Genomic DNA, 13,289 nt, shown 5'->3' with positions numbered 1-13,289 from the left:
CTTTTAAAAGTCTTCCATTTAAATTTTTAGAAGAATCTTAAATGCAATAGTTACCCTGCCTAAAAGCTAAAACTAACACCCGAATAAACACCAAAATAAAAGGGTTTCACGCCCGGTGCATCATCAAAAGTTTCTAGCTGATATTTAAATATAGGCTCTACATTCAACTTAAAATTGTCAAAAAGTTTATAATCCAGCCCCACACCTATATTTGTACTAAAGCTCACTTTGTTAATATTCTTAGCTTCTCCAAGCCTTGTGTTTTGGTTATTGGCATTTACCTGTATACTATTTTCATCTAGAAATAAGCTGCTTCCGCCGGCAATTATATTAAGTCCTACCTTTTTATCCAGTAAGTTGTATTCTATTTCCAGGGGCACTTCAATAAAACCAAACTGTTGGTTGAGTTCTCCTGGGAAAGATCGACTTAAAGGAGCTAAATCAAATTGACTTTCTGAATTTGGTGAATTTGGCGATCCGCTATGTACACTATTTAATTGAGGATTGTTTTTTTTGTTATCATTAATAATACTTATAGAGCTTGCTGCAACTCCGGGAGAGAATACAATATCCTCAATATTGTAGCTCATGCTAACTTTTGAGATTCCGCTCCTTATCTTTATCTTATCAGAAATAGCGTAGGCCAGGTTCATTCCATAGGCCATACTCACTTCAGAATTGGTTTTGTTTCCTGCAAATTCTGGATCTATCGCGCTACCACTCCCAATATTATCGTAAAAAACCGGGGCTGCAAAAGTGCTTAAACGAAGTTTCTTTTTTGAAACGGTTGCAATACGCTCTTCGTCTTCTTCAAGCCTTTTTTCTTTTTCCAACTCAGCTAACGCGTTTGGTTCTTCAGGGGAAAACTTCCTATTTTCCCCGCTATTGTTTTCAGCAATAGCTTCTGTAATATCTTTGTCAGCCTGTTTTTCTGGGTTGAATGGGTTGACCTTATTTTTTGGGTCTTTTGAAGATGATTCACTTTCTTCGGCTATGGCCGTTTTATTGTTTTTTTCTTCTGAAGTATTGATTGCAGGTTCTCTATTTTCTTCAGAAGGATAGGTTTTGTCACTGCTGTGGCTTTTTTTAGTATTAGCAGCAATTGCAGTGTTGCTTTGGACAATGTTTTGGTTAACTCTAGTTGAAGTAGATGGTTTCTCCAGGCTACTTAAAAGTTCTGAAGCTATAGTGAAACTGGTATTAGTGTTTATGTCTGGAAAATTAATGTTGGGCTTTGCTTCTTCTTCTATTTCAAAGACTACCCGGGTTTGGGTAAAATTATTTTGGCTAAAGAAGTATCCACTTAGCATAAGCGCTAAAACTGCGGCAACACCACCAATTTTCATCCATAAAGGAATTATAAATGGTCTTTTCTCATCTTTTTCATTTAATTTTCCGGCAATAGAATTCCATAATTCAGGTTTGGGCTCAGGGTTATAATCCCTAAACTTTTCCTGGTATAGCCGGTCTATATTTTTTCTTTCTTTCATAGCGATTGCACCTTATTGCCGTCTAGATGACTTTCTATTTTTTCTTTTAAAATATTCCTGGCACGGGCAAGGTTAGATTTTGAGCTGCCAACGCTAATGCCAAGCATGTCTGCAATTTCTTTATGTGAAAACCCGTCTAAAGCATACAGGTTAAAAATTTGCCGATACCGTGTAGGAAGTTCCTGAATTTTTTCTAAAAGAAAATCTGTGCTAATTTCTTCATTATCGACCTCTATTTCAGGGTCTTCCAGTAAGTTTTCATTAATAATCTCGAAATACCTATTTTTTCTGTGTTGCTGCAGGCTGGTATTTATTACAATGCGTTTCATCCAGCCCTCGAAAGAACCTTTATCTTTATACTGCCCTATTTTGTTAAAAATTGTAATAAAGCCGTCCTGCAGGCTGTCTTCGGCCTGTTCATAGCTGTTAGAATATTTAAGGCACAGGCCAAAAAGTTTTCCGGCGTACATGCGGTAAAGCTTTTCCTGTGCCTTAATATCCTTTTTTTTACACTTATTTATGAGTTTTTTTAAACTCACTAACTTAACTATTTGTTATGCGTTAGTATTTTCTTCTGGTGTTTCCGGCTCTGGTTCTCCTACCGGTACATCTATTGTTATGTATTCTGGCTTGTCGTTAATGTCAAAACCTGATAAGAAATTAAAACGGTAAGTAGTGTAATCTTCTGATCTTACTCTAAAGTCTTCAAAAAGTTTTGAGGTTTTGGATAAATTCTCACTTTCTTCAGTACACTCTGTAAGCGCAGGATCGTAAGAAGAAATGGCGCTAATATTATATACATAAATAGAGTCGTTTTCCTCATCTTTTCCCTGATTACCATCAAACGTCACAAATTTATGGCAGGCTGAATTTAAAGTGTAATCTGCATTAATCTCGTAAGTTTCATCCTTTTCAAAATACTCGGGTAAATCTGCATCAGTGATTAGAGCAACATCATAAGCAATACTTGGACCATCGTCTGTATTGCAACTTACCAACACCAATGCACTCACAAATAATAAAATTAATCTTTTCATTTTAATAATTTTGATTTTAAATTGTTTTCTTGTCTTATAGATGCTTAGCACCTTAAAAGGTTGCGTTTTGAAATAAAAAAAATCCCTGTAAAAAGGGATTTTTTTGACTTTGCTATTGTTTTAACAAACACCTATGCTTCTTTAGCAATTTTAATGGCGTTTTTTATCTTTTCCTCCAATTCTTCCATAAGATCAGGATTGTCTTTTAATAGAGTTTTTACCGCGTCACGTCCCTGTCCTAATTTAGTGTCTTCATAACTAAACCAGGAACCACTTTTCTTTACGATCTCGTAATCTACACCAATGTCTATAATCTCTCCAATTTTAGAAATTCCTTCGCCATACATAATGTCAAACTCTGCCGTTTTAAAAGGTGGGGCAACTTTGTTTTTTACCACTTTTACACGGGTTTTGTTCCCCAAAACATTGCTACTACTGTCTTTTATTTGGGTAGAACGCCTTATATCTAAACGTACCGAAGCATAGAATTTTAGGGCATTACCACCGGTGGTGGTTTCTGGATTGCCAAACATAACCCCAATTTTTTCCCTTAGCTGGTTAATAAAGATTACCGTACAATTGGTTTTGCTAATTGAGGAAGTTAGTTTTCTAAGTGCCTGAGACATTAAACGTGCGTGCAAGCCCATTTTAGAATCGCCCATTTCCCCTTCAATCTCACTTTTTGGAGTAAGTGCTGCAACCGAGTCTACCACAATAATATCTATGGCACCAGATCGAATTAAATTATCGGCAATTTCTAAGGCCTGTTCTCCGTTATCGGGTTGAGAGATAATTAAGTTTTCTATATCTACTCCAAGTTTTTCTGCATAAAAACGATCAAAAGCATGTTCAGCATCAATAAAGGCGGCAATGCCTCCTTTTTGTTGAGCTTCAGCTATAGCGTGTAAAGTTAAGGTTGTTTTACCCGAAGATTCCGGCCCGTATATTTCAATAACCCTTCCGCGTGGATATCCTCCAATGCCCATGGCTAAATCTAAGCCCAAAGAACCGGTAGAAATTGCATCTATATCTACTACGGCCTGGTCGCTCATCTTCATTACCGTACCCTTTCCGTAGGTTTTGTCCATTTTATCCAGGGTAAGCTTTAATGCTTTTAATTTTGCTTCTTTTTCTTTATCGTTGCTCATAGTTTGAATAATCTGTTTAGAGAGTTGCTAAATTACTATAAGTTTTGTTGCATCACAATTTTATATACATGGCTTTTGAATATTTACTTTTTCCTCCCAGACTTACATGAAAAAATAGTGTTTTTTGGTTTAGGTTTTTTTGGCTATATCAGGGATTTTAAAAATAAAATATATTTTTGAAGGTTTAACGATGCAAAAACGGGTATAAAAGTTTTAAAATTGAATTATTAACAAAGAAAACTTTAGCAATAGATTTTTGTGCATTTTTTCATCCTTAATTTTTAAACGTATCTTTGCAAAAAATTTCTTTAACCTTAACTAATTAGTATAGCATGCAACTGTACAATAAATTAAGTGCTAAAGAGAGAGAAACACTTATAGACGAAGCAGGTGAAGACCGTTTAACGCTCTCTTTTTATGCCTACGCCAAGATTGGCAATCCGCATTTATTTAGAAACCATCTTTTTATTGCCTGGGACAACATGGATGTACTGGGGCGAATTTATGTTGCCCACGAGGGGGTTAACGCTCAACTTTCTGTTCCGGCAAAACGTTTTGAAGAATTTAAGGAGTTTATAGACAATATTTATTTTCTTGAAGGCGTGAGGCTTAATATCGCAATAGAACACGATGCTAAGGCATTTTTAAAACTAAAGGTAAAGGTGCGTAAAAAGATTGTGGCCGACGGTTTAAACGATAGCACCTTTGATGTAACCAACAAAGGAGTACACGTAGATGCCTTAAAGTTCAACGAGCTTATTAGCGATCCTAATACGGTATTGGTAGATATGCGAAACCATTACGAAAGTGAAATTGGTCATTTTCAGGGGGCCATCACTCCAGATGTAGACACTTTTAGGGATTCTTTGCCAATTATAGAAGATGATCTCAAGGAATATAAGGAGGATAAAAACCTGGTGATGTATTGTACCGGGGGTATTAGGTGTGAAAAAGCCAGTGCCTATTATAAACATAAGGGCTTTAAGAATGTATATCAATTGGAAGGTGGTATTATTGAATATGCCCGCCAGGTTGAAAAGCAAAAACTGGAGAATAAATTTATTGGTAAGAATTTTGTTTTTGATCATCGCCGGGCCGAGCAAATTTCAGGAGAGGTCATTGCAAATTGTCACCAATGCGGAAAGGCTTGCGATACGCACGTAAATTGTGCCAATGAAGCTTGCCATTTACTGTTTATTCAGTGTGAGGAATGTGCCAAAAAAATGAATAATTGTTGCTCTACCAGCTGTATGGAAATTGCAGCTTTGCCTTACGAAGAGCAAAAAGCACTTAGAAAAGGTAAGGGAAATAGCAATAAAATATTTAAAAAAGGGCGTTCTAAAGTTTTAAAATATAAAAGTTAACAAAGCGTTCTAAAAAGAGAGTGCCAATTAATATTGGTATATTTACTCGATAATCGAAATTTAATTGTTTAGAGGATTGCCTCTATTCAAGTGTAAATTTTCGGTTTATAACTCTTGGGATTGTCCCGGGGTTCTTTTTTTAGAAACTCAATATAAACCCAAAAGTCTGCAAATTAATTTTGTAAGGCTTCCAACATATAAACTATTTATGGCTTGTAGCAGTTGCTCAACCAAAGACGGTCAGCCAAAAGGATGTAAAAATAATGGTACCTGTGGTACAGATTCCTGTAATAAACTTTCTGTATTCGATTGGCTTTCAAATATGTCTATGCCCAATGGCGTAGAAGCTTTTAATTGCGTGGAAGTGCGCTTTAAAAACGGAAGAAAACACTTTTTTAAAAATACCGAAAACCTAAGCCTTAGTATGGGAGATGTAGTGGCCACCGAGGCTTCTCCCGGCCATGATGTAGGTATGGTAAGCCTTACCGGAGAACTGGTTAGGGTGCAAATGAAGAAGAAAAAAGTAAAACCCGATAGTGAAGAAGTTTTAAAAATTTACCGAAAAGCTACTCAAAAAGACATAGATGTTTGGGAAGAAGTACGCGAAAGGGAAGAACCCATTAAAAAACGTGCCCGGGAAATTGCCATTAGGCTTAATCTAAGTATGAAGATTAGCGATGTTGAATTTCAGGGAGATGCTTCAAAAGCTACTTTTTATTATACGGCCGATGATCGTGTAGATTTCCGTCAGTTAATCAAGGAATTTGCCAGGGAATTCAATACACGTATTGAAATGCGCCAAATTGGTTTAAGGCAGGAAGCAGCCCGTTTGGGTGGAATTGGTTCCTGCGGGCGAGAGCTATGCTGTTCTACCTGGCTTACAGATTTTAGGTCGGTAAGTACCTCGGCGGCAAGATACCAACAATTATCATTAAATCCGCAGAAATTAGCGGGACAATGCGGTAAGTTAAAGTGTTGCCTTAACTACGAGCTCGACTCTTACCTGGAAGCTTTAAAAACATTTCCAAGAACCGATACGAAGCTATTTACTAAAAAAGGAACTGCAGTTTGCCAGAAAATAGATATTTTTCAGGGGGTACTTTGGTATGCTTATGAAGGCGAATGGATGAACTGGCATAAATTAACTGCAGAGCAGGCCAATAAAATAATTGCTGCAAACCGAAAGAAAGAAGATGTTGGTAGCCTGGAGGAATTTGAAGTACAGCTTCAAATGGAAGAAAAACCAGATTTTAATAATGTTGTTGGCCAGGATAGTTTAACACGCTTTGATAAACCCAAAGGCCAGCAAAAAAGGAACAAGTCAAAAAAACGAAGAAAACGTAAAGGAAAACCTTCTAAGAATGCGTAATGCCTGTATATTTTTAATTTTTTTTGGCGCTTTTGCCTTGTTTACTTCCTGTGATAAAAAACGGGTTTACGATGAATATCAGCCTATAACCGGAGGTTGGGAAAAAGATTCTAGCCTTGTTTTTAACCTGGGAGAATTAGACTCGTTACAAACTTATAACCTGTTTATAAACCTTAGGAATAATAAAGATTATAAATACAGCAATTTATTTTTGATTACCGAAATGCGCTTTCCGCAAGGAAAGGTAGTTACCGATACTTTAGAATATGAAATGGCAGCACCAGATGGAACCTGGCTTGGTACGGGTTTTGGTGATGTAAAAGAAAGCAAACTCTGGTATAAAGAGAATGTAAGTTTTACCGAACCCGGAGAATATAAAATTGCCATTAAACAGGCAATGCGTAAAAACGACGAGGTAGAGGGAATAGAAAATTTAGAAGGAATTACCCACGTAGGTTTCAGGATTGAAAAAGACCTGCAATAATATTTTATATACATGGCCGCAACAAAAAAGAAACAGCAAAAGACCAAAACCAGTAAAAGGCCTTATATTATTGGATTTTGGACTTTTTTTGGAATAGGATTTTTAGCTGTAGTTTTAATTTTTTTAATGGCAGGTTGGGGTGCTTTTGGCAAGATGCCCAATTTTGAAGAGCTGGAGAACCCTGAAACTAATCTCGCTACCGAAATTTTCTCTTCAGATGGGGAAACCCTGGGGAAGTATTATAGCGAAAACCGTACGCCTATAAAATATGAAGACCTTCCAGATCATTTAGTAGAAGCCCTTGTTGCCACAGAAGACGAGCGTTTTTATAAACATGCTGGGATAGATGCTAAAGGCACTATAAGAGCAGCAGTCTACCTGGGTACCCGTGGAGGTGCCAGTACCATTACGCAACAGCTTTCTAAATTATTATTTACCGAACAGGTTTCAAATAACCCTTTTGCCAGGATTTTACAAAAAGTAAAAGAATGGATAATCGCTACCCGATTAGAACGCCAGTATACCAAAGAGGAAATTATTACCATGTATTTTAATAAATACGATTTTGTGTATCAGGCTGTTGGGATTCGTTCGGCTTCAAAAATTTACTTTGGTAAAGAAGCTAAAAATCTTAACATAGAAGAATCAGCGGTATTGGTAGCAATGTTAAAGAATGCTGCTTTATACAATCCTGTACGCAGGCCCGAACTGGTAAAACAGCGTCGTAATCAGGTTTTTGTTCAAATGTATAAAAATGGTTATTTGTCTGAGCAAGAAAAAGATTCACTTCAAAAATTACCCTTAAACCTTGATTTTTCCCCTGAGGGCCACGATGAAGGGATGGCAACCTATTTTCGAGTATACCTACAAGGCTTTATGAAAGACTGGATAGAAAAAAATCCAAAACCCGATGATACCGAATATAGTCTGTATCGCGATGGTTTAAAGATTTATACCAGTATAGATTCTAAGATGCAGCAGTATGCCGAAACTGCAGTAGAGAGACATATTTCACATTTGCAGAAGGAATTTGACAGGCAAAATGAGAAAAACAGGACCGCACCTTTTAGAGATTTAAATCAGGAGCAAATTAATAATATTGTGAAAAGTGCTATGCGACGTTCTGTGAGATGGCGCGAAATGAAAGAGCAGGGTAAATCTGAGGAGACCATCCTGGCTTCTTTTGATAAAGAAACCAAAATGCGTGTTTTTTCCTGGGATGGGATAAAAGATACGATTATGACTCCTAAAGATTCTATTTTTTATTATAAAGGCTTTTTACAGGCAGGTTTAATGTCTATGACACCGCAAACAGGGGAAGTAAAAGCCTGGGTTGGAGGTACTAACTTTAAACATTTTAAATACGACCATGTTAAACAAGGTAAGCGTCAGGTAGGCTCTACCTTTAAGCCTTTTGTGTATGCCACGGCAATAGACCAGCTAAAGCTTTCTCCCTGTGATATAATGCCTAAAAACAGGTTTACTATCGAAGCCGGTAAATATGGAAATGCTAAAGATTGGTCTCCTTCAAATGCGAATGGAAAATACGAGGGAATGATTAGTTTAAAGAATGCCCTTGCACAATCTGTGAATACGGTAACCGCCCGGCTTATAGATAGGACCGGACCAGAACCGGTAATAGATTTGATTAAAAAATTAGGCGTAGATACTGAAAACTTTTCTGAAGGTCCGGCAATTGCTTTGGGTACCGAAGACATGAGTCTTTTTGAAATGGTATCGGCATATAGCACTTTTGTAAATGAAGGGGTATATGTGAAACCGGTTATTGTAAACCGAATTGAAGATAAAAACGGAACGGTACTTTATCAACATGTTCCAGAAACCCGCGATGTGCTTAATAAAGAAGCGGCTTATGTAACGGTGAATATTTTAGAAGGAGTTACACAGTACGGTTCAGGGGTTCGTTTACGTGGCACCTATGCCAAAGATTTTGCTCATTACAAACGCGGTGTAACCGGGTATCCATATGATTTTAAAAACCCTATAGCAGGTAAAACCGGGACCACGCAAAACCAAAGTGATGGCTGGTTTATGGGTATGGTGCCTAATTTAGTGACCGGAGTTTGGGTGGGTGCTGAAGATAGAGCAGTTCATTTTCCTAGTTTAACCTATGGGCAGGGTGCTACTATGGCATTACCAATTTGGGGGATGTATATGAAAGATCTTTATGCCGATGAGGAACTTGATGTATCAAAAGGTAATTTTCCAAAACCCGATAATCTGTCTATACAGGTAGATTGTGAAGAATATAATGAGGAAAACCAATCTGAAACCGATAGTATCCCAGATGAACTTGATTTTTAAATCCTCTAGAGGTTTTAATTTTACTTGATTTATCTAACATTTTAAGAAGTATTTTTCGATACATAACTCGTGGTATTGCTCCTGGATTTTTTGATTATTTATCAAAAATTAAGCGTTATTTATTAGAAAAATATAATCTACAAGCTTAAAAGCATTGTAACAGCATTTTTATTTTCGTATTTTTCGGTAAAATTAAATACCGATGATTAAAAAAACTGTAGCAAATGTAAAAGATGCTTTGCAGGGAGTAGAAGATGGTATGACGTTTATGCTGGGAGGTTTTGGCCTTAGCGGTATTCCTGAAAATGCCATTTCAGAATTAGTACGTCTTAATGTAAAAAATCTTACCTGTATTTCTAATAATGCCGGGGTAGATGACTTTGGCCTCGGACTTTTACTTCAAAAGAAACAAATAGATAAAATGATTTCTTCCTATGTGGGGGAAAACGATGAGTTTGAGCGCCAAATGCTTAGCGAAGAATTGGAAGTAGAACTTATTCCACAGGGAACATTGGCCGCACGCTGCCAGGCTGCACAACAGGGCTTTCCCGCCATATATACACCTGCAGGTTACGGTACCGAGGTTTCGCAATTTAAAGAAACCCGCGAATTTGATGGTAAAATGTATGTTTTGGAAAGAGCCTTTAAAGCCGATTTTGCCTTTGTAAAAGCCTGGAAAGGCGATAAAGCCGGGAACCTTATTTTTAAAGGAACCGCACGAAACTTCAATCCTCTAATGTGTGGTGCTGCAAAAATTACGGTTGCCGAGGTAGAAGAATTGGTAGAACCGGGAGAATTAGATCCAAATCAAATTCATATTCCGGGCATTTTTGTACAACGTATTTTTGAAGGAGAAAATTACGAAAAGCGAATAGAGAAGAGAACGGTGAGAAAAGTGAGTTAAGGGTTAAGGGTTAAAAGTGATTAGTTTTAGGCTTACATTAAGAAACTAATTCTAATTTGAAGCATATCCATGCACTCTAATTATTTGACCATTAACAAACAACTAATTAACGAATAACTAGTAAAGGATGTTAGACAAAGAAGGAATAGCAAAACGCATAGCCAAAGAGGTAAAAGATGGGTATTATGTGAATTTAGGAATTGGAATTCCTACCCTGGTAGCCAATTTTGTACGCGATGATATAGAAGTAGAGTTTCAAAGTGAAAACGGAATTTTGGGAATGGGCCCTTTTCCTATAGAAGGCGAAGAAGATGCCGATTTGATTAATGCCGGAAAACAAACTATAACAGCCCTTCCTGGAGCAAGTTTCTTCGACTCTGCGATGAGTTTTGGGATGATAAGAGGGCAACACGTAGACCTAACAATTTTGGGAGCTATGGAAGTGGCCGAAAATGGTGATATCGCCAACTGGAAAATTCCGGGAAAAATGGTGAAAGGAATGGGAGGTGCTATGGACCTTGTTGCCAGTGCCGAAAATATTATCGTGGCAATGATGCATACCAATAAAGCCGGCGCTTCAAAATTGCTTAAAAAATGTAGCCTGCCTTTAACAGGTGTTGCCTGTGTTACAAAAATTGTGACTAATCTTGCGGTTATTGAAGTTACCAAAGATGGCTTTAAGCTCCTGGAACGAGCTCCCGGAGTAAGTGTAGAAGATATTAAAAAGGCTACCGAAGGAAAGTTGCTTGTAGAAGGCGATATTCCTGAGATGGAAATATAAGTAACACCTGTTTTGGAATGTTTAGAATTAAAACTTCCAAAACAAGTGCTAAGTTATTTACGCATCTAAAAAAGAGGTAGACGTTTCTTTTATATTAACAAGAAAATCTATGGCCTCGTCTCTGGCAATAATTTCTCCGCGTGAATTGGCTTGAGAAAAATATTTGTACCAGCCAACACGATCTAAATTTTCCTCCAACATTTTCACCTCCTCCTTAGAAGGCATTTTCCAAACCGTGATATACCTGTAATCACTTCGGTAGGGAGTATGTTCATCATTTCGCGCCCACCCCATATTCTCTACGCCACGAGATTTCATTTCATTAATGCGCTCTTCCATATTTGTGAATACCTTACGGCGTTCTTCAACAGTGAGTTTTAACCATCTGCGGGTAACGTTCCACATTTCAATATACAAATACATATCTCTAGGTTTTATTGGTTGTACTTACAAGTTAGGAAATATTTGATGGATAATCCTTTAGGTTAGGTTAAAATACTATAGAATATGATTAAACTCATACCTCAAAAAATTAAGAAACACTTATAACTTCTGAAGCTTGTAATAAATTTTCCTGGCGCAGCTTTAAAATAACCTGGGCAATAGCAAGTACATCTTTCTCGCAATAATCGACAATACGAGCTATATCTTTTTCGATGTAAAATACATCCCTTACATCGCTACCCGAAATATCATCTTTTGGAGAAGGTATTTTTAATACATTGGTCAATAATTTTAGGGAAGTATAATGTTTATAATCTCCAAACTTCCAGAGCTCTAAAGTATCTAGATGTGGTACTTCCCAGGGCTTTTTCCCGAATAAATTAAGTTTTGTGGGTAATGGCAGGTTATGAATTAGCATTCTACGCGCAATAAATGGAAAATCGAATTCTTTCCCATTGTGGGCGCAAAGTAGGTGCTGAGGTTTTGAAAAATGCTCTTCTAATAATAACGAAAACTCTTGTAGTAAGTCTTTTTCTTCCCCTTTAAAAGTGGTAAGCCTAAAGGATCTGTTTTTATTTTTAAAATTAAAAAAGCCTACCGAAATACAAACAATTTTTCCAAATTCTGCCCAAATCCCGGCGCGGTCATAAAACTGCTTTGCAGTAAAATCATCTTTGCGTTGGTATTGGGTTTTTGATTCCCAGAGCAATTTTTTTTCTTCATCAAGATCGTTGAAATTTTCAAATTCGGGCACCGTCTCAATATCAAGAAAAAGAATATGCTCCAGTTTAATTTTTTGCAGCATTGTTTAGCATTTTATAAGTCTCATCAATATACTTATAGAAATCGGGTGCGTGCTCTTCATCTTCTTCTTTTTTAATCAGGTTTTCCCCCAATCTTACAATAATCAAATCATCTTCAGGTATTACAATAACATACTGCCCGCGAATACCACGCATATAAAAAATATCTTTGTTTTTATAATCGCTAAGCCAAAAACCATAGCCATATTGCGGGCTATCTTTAAAACGGGGTTTAATAGATTTCTCTACAAAGTCAGGATCCAGAAGCTGTTCATCGTTCCACATACCCTGGTTTTTATAAAGTTTCCCAAAACGTGCAAAATCCCGGGCATTGGAAGCTATACAGCAATAGGCTTTCTCCATACCGCTTTCCTTGCTGTCTAATTGCCATAAAGCATCTTGTTGCATTTGCATGGGCTTCCAAAAACTATCGCTTAAATATTGTGAAAGTTTTTCTCCCGTGGCTTTTTCTATAAGCATACCCAGTAAAATAGTGTTTCCGCTAAGGTATTTAAAGCTTTCTCCGGGAGTTTCTGTTACTTCAAGGCGTAATACCAGTTCGCGAATATTTTCATCAAAATAGGCGCGGGCAGTCATCCCAAAGGGATTGTAATAATTTTCGTTCCAATTTAAGCCTGAAGACATGGAGGCTAAATCACCTACTTTTAGCTTAGGTGTAAACTGTGGAAAGAAGTCGGATACCGGTTGCTCCAAACTTTTTATATACCCGTCTTTAATGGCTTTTCCTAATAATGCAGCAACAATGCTTTTGGCCATAGAAAACGAATTGGTTTTAGAACCTGGCCCATATTCCTGAAAGTATTTTTCGAACCAAATGCTGTCGTTTTTTATAATTAGGAATGCGGCGGTTCCCAGCTCTTCGTTTAGCTCGGCAAGATTTTCTGTAGGGGTAACCGAGTTATAATTTGGGTGTTCTGGCCAGGTGCCTGTTTCGGAGCCGGCTTCAATAAGCCTGTTTTCAAAATGTGGATAATCATCTATAAAAGCTGTATTATGGCCTTGAAAATAGGTGGTTTGAATGCCGCGGAAAATATAACCAAAATCGAATATAATAAGAATTACGATGGCTATGGAAAGGGTGAGAATTACCGAACCAATAATTTTTAAAAATCTAATCAT

Annotated in this window: 13 protein-coding genes; 6 read left to right on the top strand and 7 right to left on the bottom strand. The window is 37.2% G+C overall.

The window, feature by feature from the left end; translation table 11 throughout:
• Nucleotides 1–59 precede the first annotated feature (59 nt).
• The 4 genes from GUB10_RS14085 to recA all read right to left on the bottom strand — a co-directional run bounded on the left by GUB10_RS14085 (nt 60) and on the right by recA (nt 3,675).
• The gene (locus tag GUB10_RS14085; RefSeq protein ID WP_193712105.1) at nt 60–1,490 is read right to left on the bottom strand and encodes a hypothetical protein; all 1,431 of its coding nucleotides are present in this window, start codon (nt 1,488–1,490) and stop codon (nt 60–62) included.
• Nucleotides 1,487–2,029, bottom strand: coding sequence for an RNA polymerase sigma factor (locus GUB10_RS14080; protein WP_193712104.1), 543 nt, complete (start codon nt 2,027–2,029; stop codon nt 1,487–1,489). Before GUB10_RS14080 ends, GUB10_RS14085 begins: the two co-directional genes overlap by 4 nt.
• A gap of 15 nt (nt 2,030–2,044) precedes the next feature.
• Nucleotides 2,045–2,527 (bottom strand): hypothetical protein, encoded by a 483-nt coding sequence (locus GUB10_RS14075; RefSeq protein WP_193712103.1) that lies wholly within the window; start codon nt 2,525–2,527, stop codon nt 2,045–2,047.
• A gap of 131 nt (nt 2,528–2,658) precedes the next feature.
• Nucleotides 2,659–3,675, bottom strand: coding sequence for a recombinase RecA (gene recA, locus GUB10_RS14070; RefSeq protein ID WP_193712102.1), 1,017 nt, complete (start codon nt 3,673–3,675; stop codon nt 2,659–2,661).
• A gap of 332 nt (nt 3,676–4,007) precedes the next feature.
• Here recA and GUB10_RS14065 point away from each other — a divergent pair, with 332 nt between their 5' ends.
• The 6 genes from GUB10_RS14065 (at nt 4,008) to GUB10_RS14040 (ending at nt 10,902) form a co-directional block, all read left to right on the top strand.
• The gene (locus GUB10_RS14065) at nt 4,008–5,039 is read left to right on the top strand and encodes a rhodanese-related sulfurtransferase (RefSeq protein ID WP_193712101.1); all 1,032 of its coding nucleotides are present in this window, start codon (nt 4,008–4,010) and stop codon (nt 5,037–5,039) included.
• Between the two features lie 208 nt (nt 5,040–5,247).
• Nucleotides 5,248–6,408, top strand: coding sequence for a regulatory iron-sulfur-containing complex subunit RicT (locus tag GUB10_RS14060; RefSeq protein WP_193712100.1), 1,161 nt, complete (start codon nt 5,248–5,250; stop codon nt 6,406–6,408).
• Nucleotides 6,401–6,892, top strand: a complete 492-nt coding sequence (locus tag GUB10_RS14055; protein ID WP_193712099.1) for a gliding motility lipoprotein GldH — start codon at nt 6,401–6,403, stop codon at nt 6,890–6,892. Before GUB10_RS14060 ends, GUB10_RS14055 begins: the two co-directional genes overlap by 8 nt.
• 12 nt (nt 6,893–6,904) lie before the next feature.
• Nucleotides 6,905–9,217: a penicillin-binding protein 1A gene (locus GUB10_RS14050; RefSeq protein ID WP_193712098.1), complete on the top strand. Its 2,313-nt coding sequence runs from the start codon at nt 6,905–6,907 to the stop codon at nt 9,215–9,217.
• Between the two features lie 202 nt (nt 9,218–9,419).
• Nucleotides 9,420–10,121, top strand: coding sequence for a CoA transferase subunit A (locus GUB10_RS14045; RefSeq protein WP_193712097.1), 702 nt, complete (start codon nt 9,420–9,422; stop codon nt 10,119–10,121).
• 127 nt (nt 10,122–10,248) lie between these two features.
• Complete coding sequence (locus GUB10_RS14040; protein ID WP_193712096.1) at nt 10,249–10,902, top strand: CoA transferase subunit B; 654 nt, start codon at nt 10,249–10,251, stop codon at nt 10,900–10,902.
• A 57-nt stretch (nt 10,903–10,959) separates the two neighbouring features.
• Here the strand turns inward: GUB10_RS14040 and GUB10_RS14035 are convergent, their stop codons facing one another.
• The 3 genes from GUB10_RS14035 to GUB10_RS14025 all read right to left on the bottom strand — a co-directional run bounded on the left by GUB10_RS14035 (nt 10,960) and on the right by GUB10_RS14025 (nt 13,289).
• A complete protein-coding gene (locus GUB10_RS14035) occupies nt 10,960–11,325 on the bottom strand; it encodes a DUF6616 family protein (RefSeq protein ID WP_193712095.1) in 366 nt (121 codons plus the stop codon).
• A gap of 109 nt (nt 11,326–11,434) precedes the next feature.
• Entirely contained in the window at nt 11,435–12,151 is a 717-nt protein-coding gene (locus GUB10_RS14030; RefSeq protein WP_193712094.1) for a 3'-5' exonuclease, read from the bottom strand.
• Complete coding sequence (locus GUB10_RS14025) at nt 12,135–13,289, bottom strand: serine hydrolase (RefSeq protein WP_193712093.1); 1,155 nt, start codon at nt 13,287–13,289, stop codon at nt 12,135–12,137. The genes GUB10_RS14030 and GUB10_RS14025 overlap by 17 nt, the downstream gene beginning before the upstream one ends.

The organism is Salegentibacter sp. BLCTC (genome assembly GCF_015143665.1).
In the GTDB taxonomy this organism is placed as follows: Bacteria; Bacteroidota; Bacteroidia; order Flavobacteriales; family Flavobacteriaceae; genus Salegentibacter; species Salegentibacter maritimus.
This window is presented reverse-complemented; position numbering and strand designations above follow the sequence as displayed.

Bases quoted from the DNA above. Each gene is read 5' to 3' on its own strand.
- GUB10_RS14045 (WP_193712097.1), top strand. From the start codon at position 9,420: ATGATTAAAAAAACTGTAGCAAATGTAAAAGATGCTTTGCAGGGAGTA.
- GUB10_RS14025 (WP_193712093.1), bottom strand. From the start codon at position 13,289: ATGATTAGATTTTTAAAAATTATTGGTTCGGTAATTCTCACCCTTTCC.
- GUB10_RS14030 (WP_193712094.1), bottom strand. From the start codon at position 12,151: ATGCTGCAAAAAATTAAACTGGAGCATATTCTTTTTCTTGATATTGAG.
- GUB10_RS14055 (WP_193712099.1), top strand. From the start codon at position 6,401: ATGCGTAATGCCTGTATATTTTTAATTTTTTTTGGCGCTTTTGCCTTG.
- recA (WP_193712102.1), bottom strand. From the start codon at position 3,675: ATGAGCAACGATAAAGAAAAAGAAGCAAAATTAAAAGCATTAAAGCTT.
- GUB10_RS14065 (WP_193712101.1), top strand. From the start codon at position 4,008: ATGCAACTGTACAATAAATTAAGTGCTAAAGAGAGAGAAACACTTATA.
- GUB10_RS14085 (WP_193712105.1), bottom strand. From the start codon at position 1,490: ATGAAAGAAAGAAAAAATATAGACCGGCTATACCAGGAAAAGTTTAGG.
- GUB10_RS14035 (WP_193712095.1), bottom strand. From the start codon at position 11,325: ATGTATTTGTATATTGAAATGTGGAACGTTACCCGCAGATGGTTAAAA.
- GUB10_RS14075 (WP_193712103.1), bottom strand. From the start codon at position 2,527: ATGAAAAGATTAATTTTATTATTTGTGAGTGCATTGGTGTTGGTAAGT.
- GUB10_RS14050 (WP_193712098.1), top strand. From the start codon at position 6,905: ATGGCCGCAACAAAAAAGAAACAGCAAAAGACCAAAACCAGTAAAAGG.
- GUB10_RS14040 (WP_193712096.1), top strand. From the start codon at position 10,249: ATGTTAGACAAAGAAGGAATAGCAAAACGCATAGCCAAAGAGGTAAAA.
- GUB10_RS14060 (WP_193712100.1), top strand. From the start codon at position 5,248: ATGGCTTGTAGCAGTTGCTCAACCAAAGACGGTCAGCCAAAAGGATGT.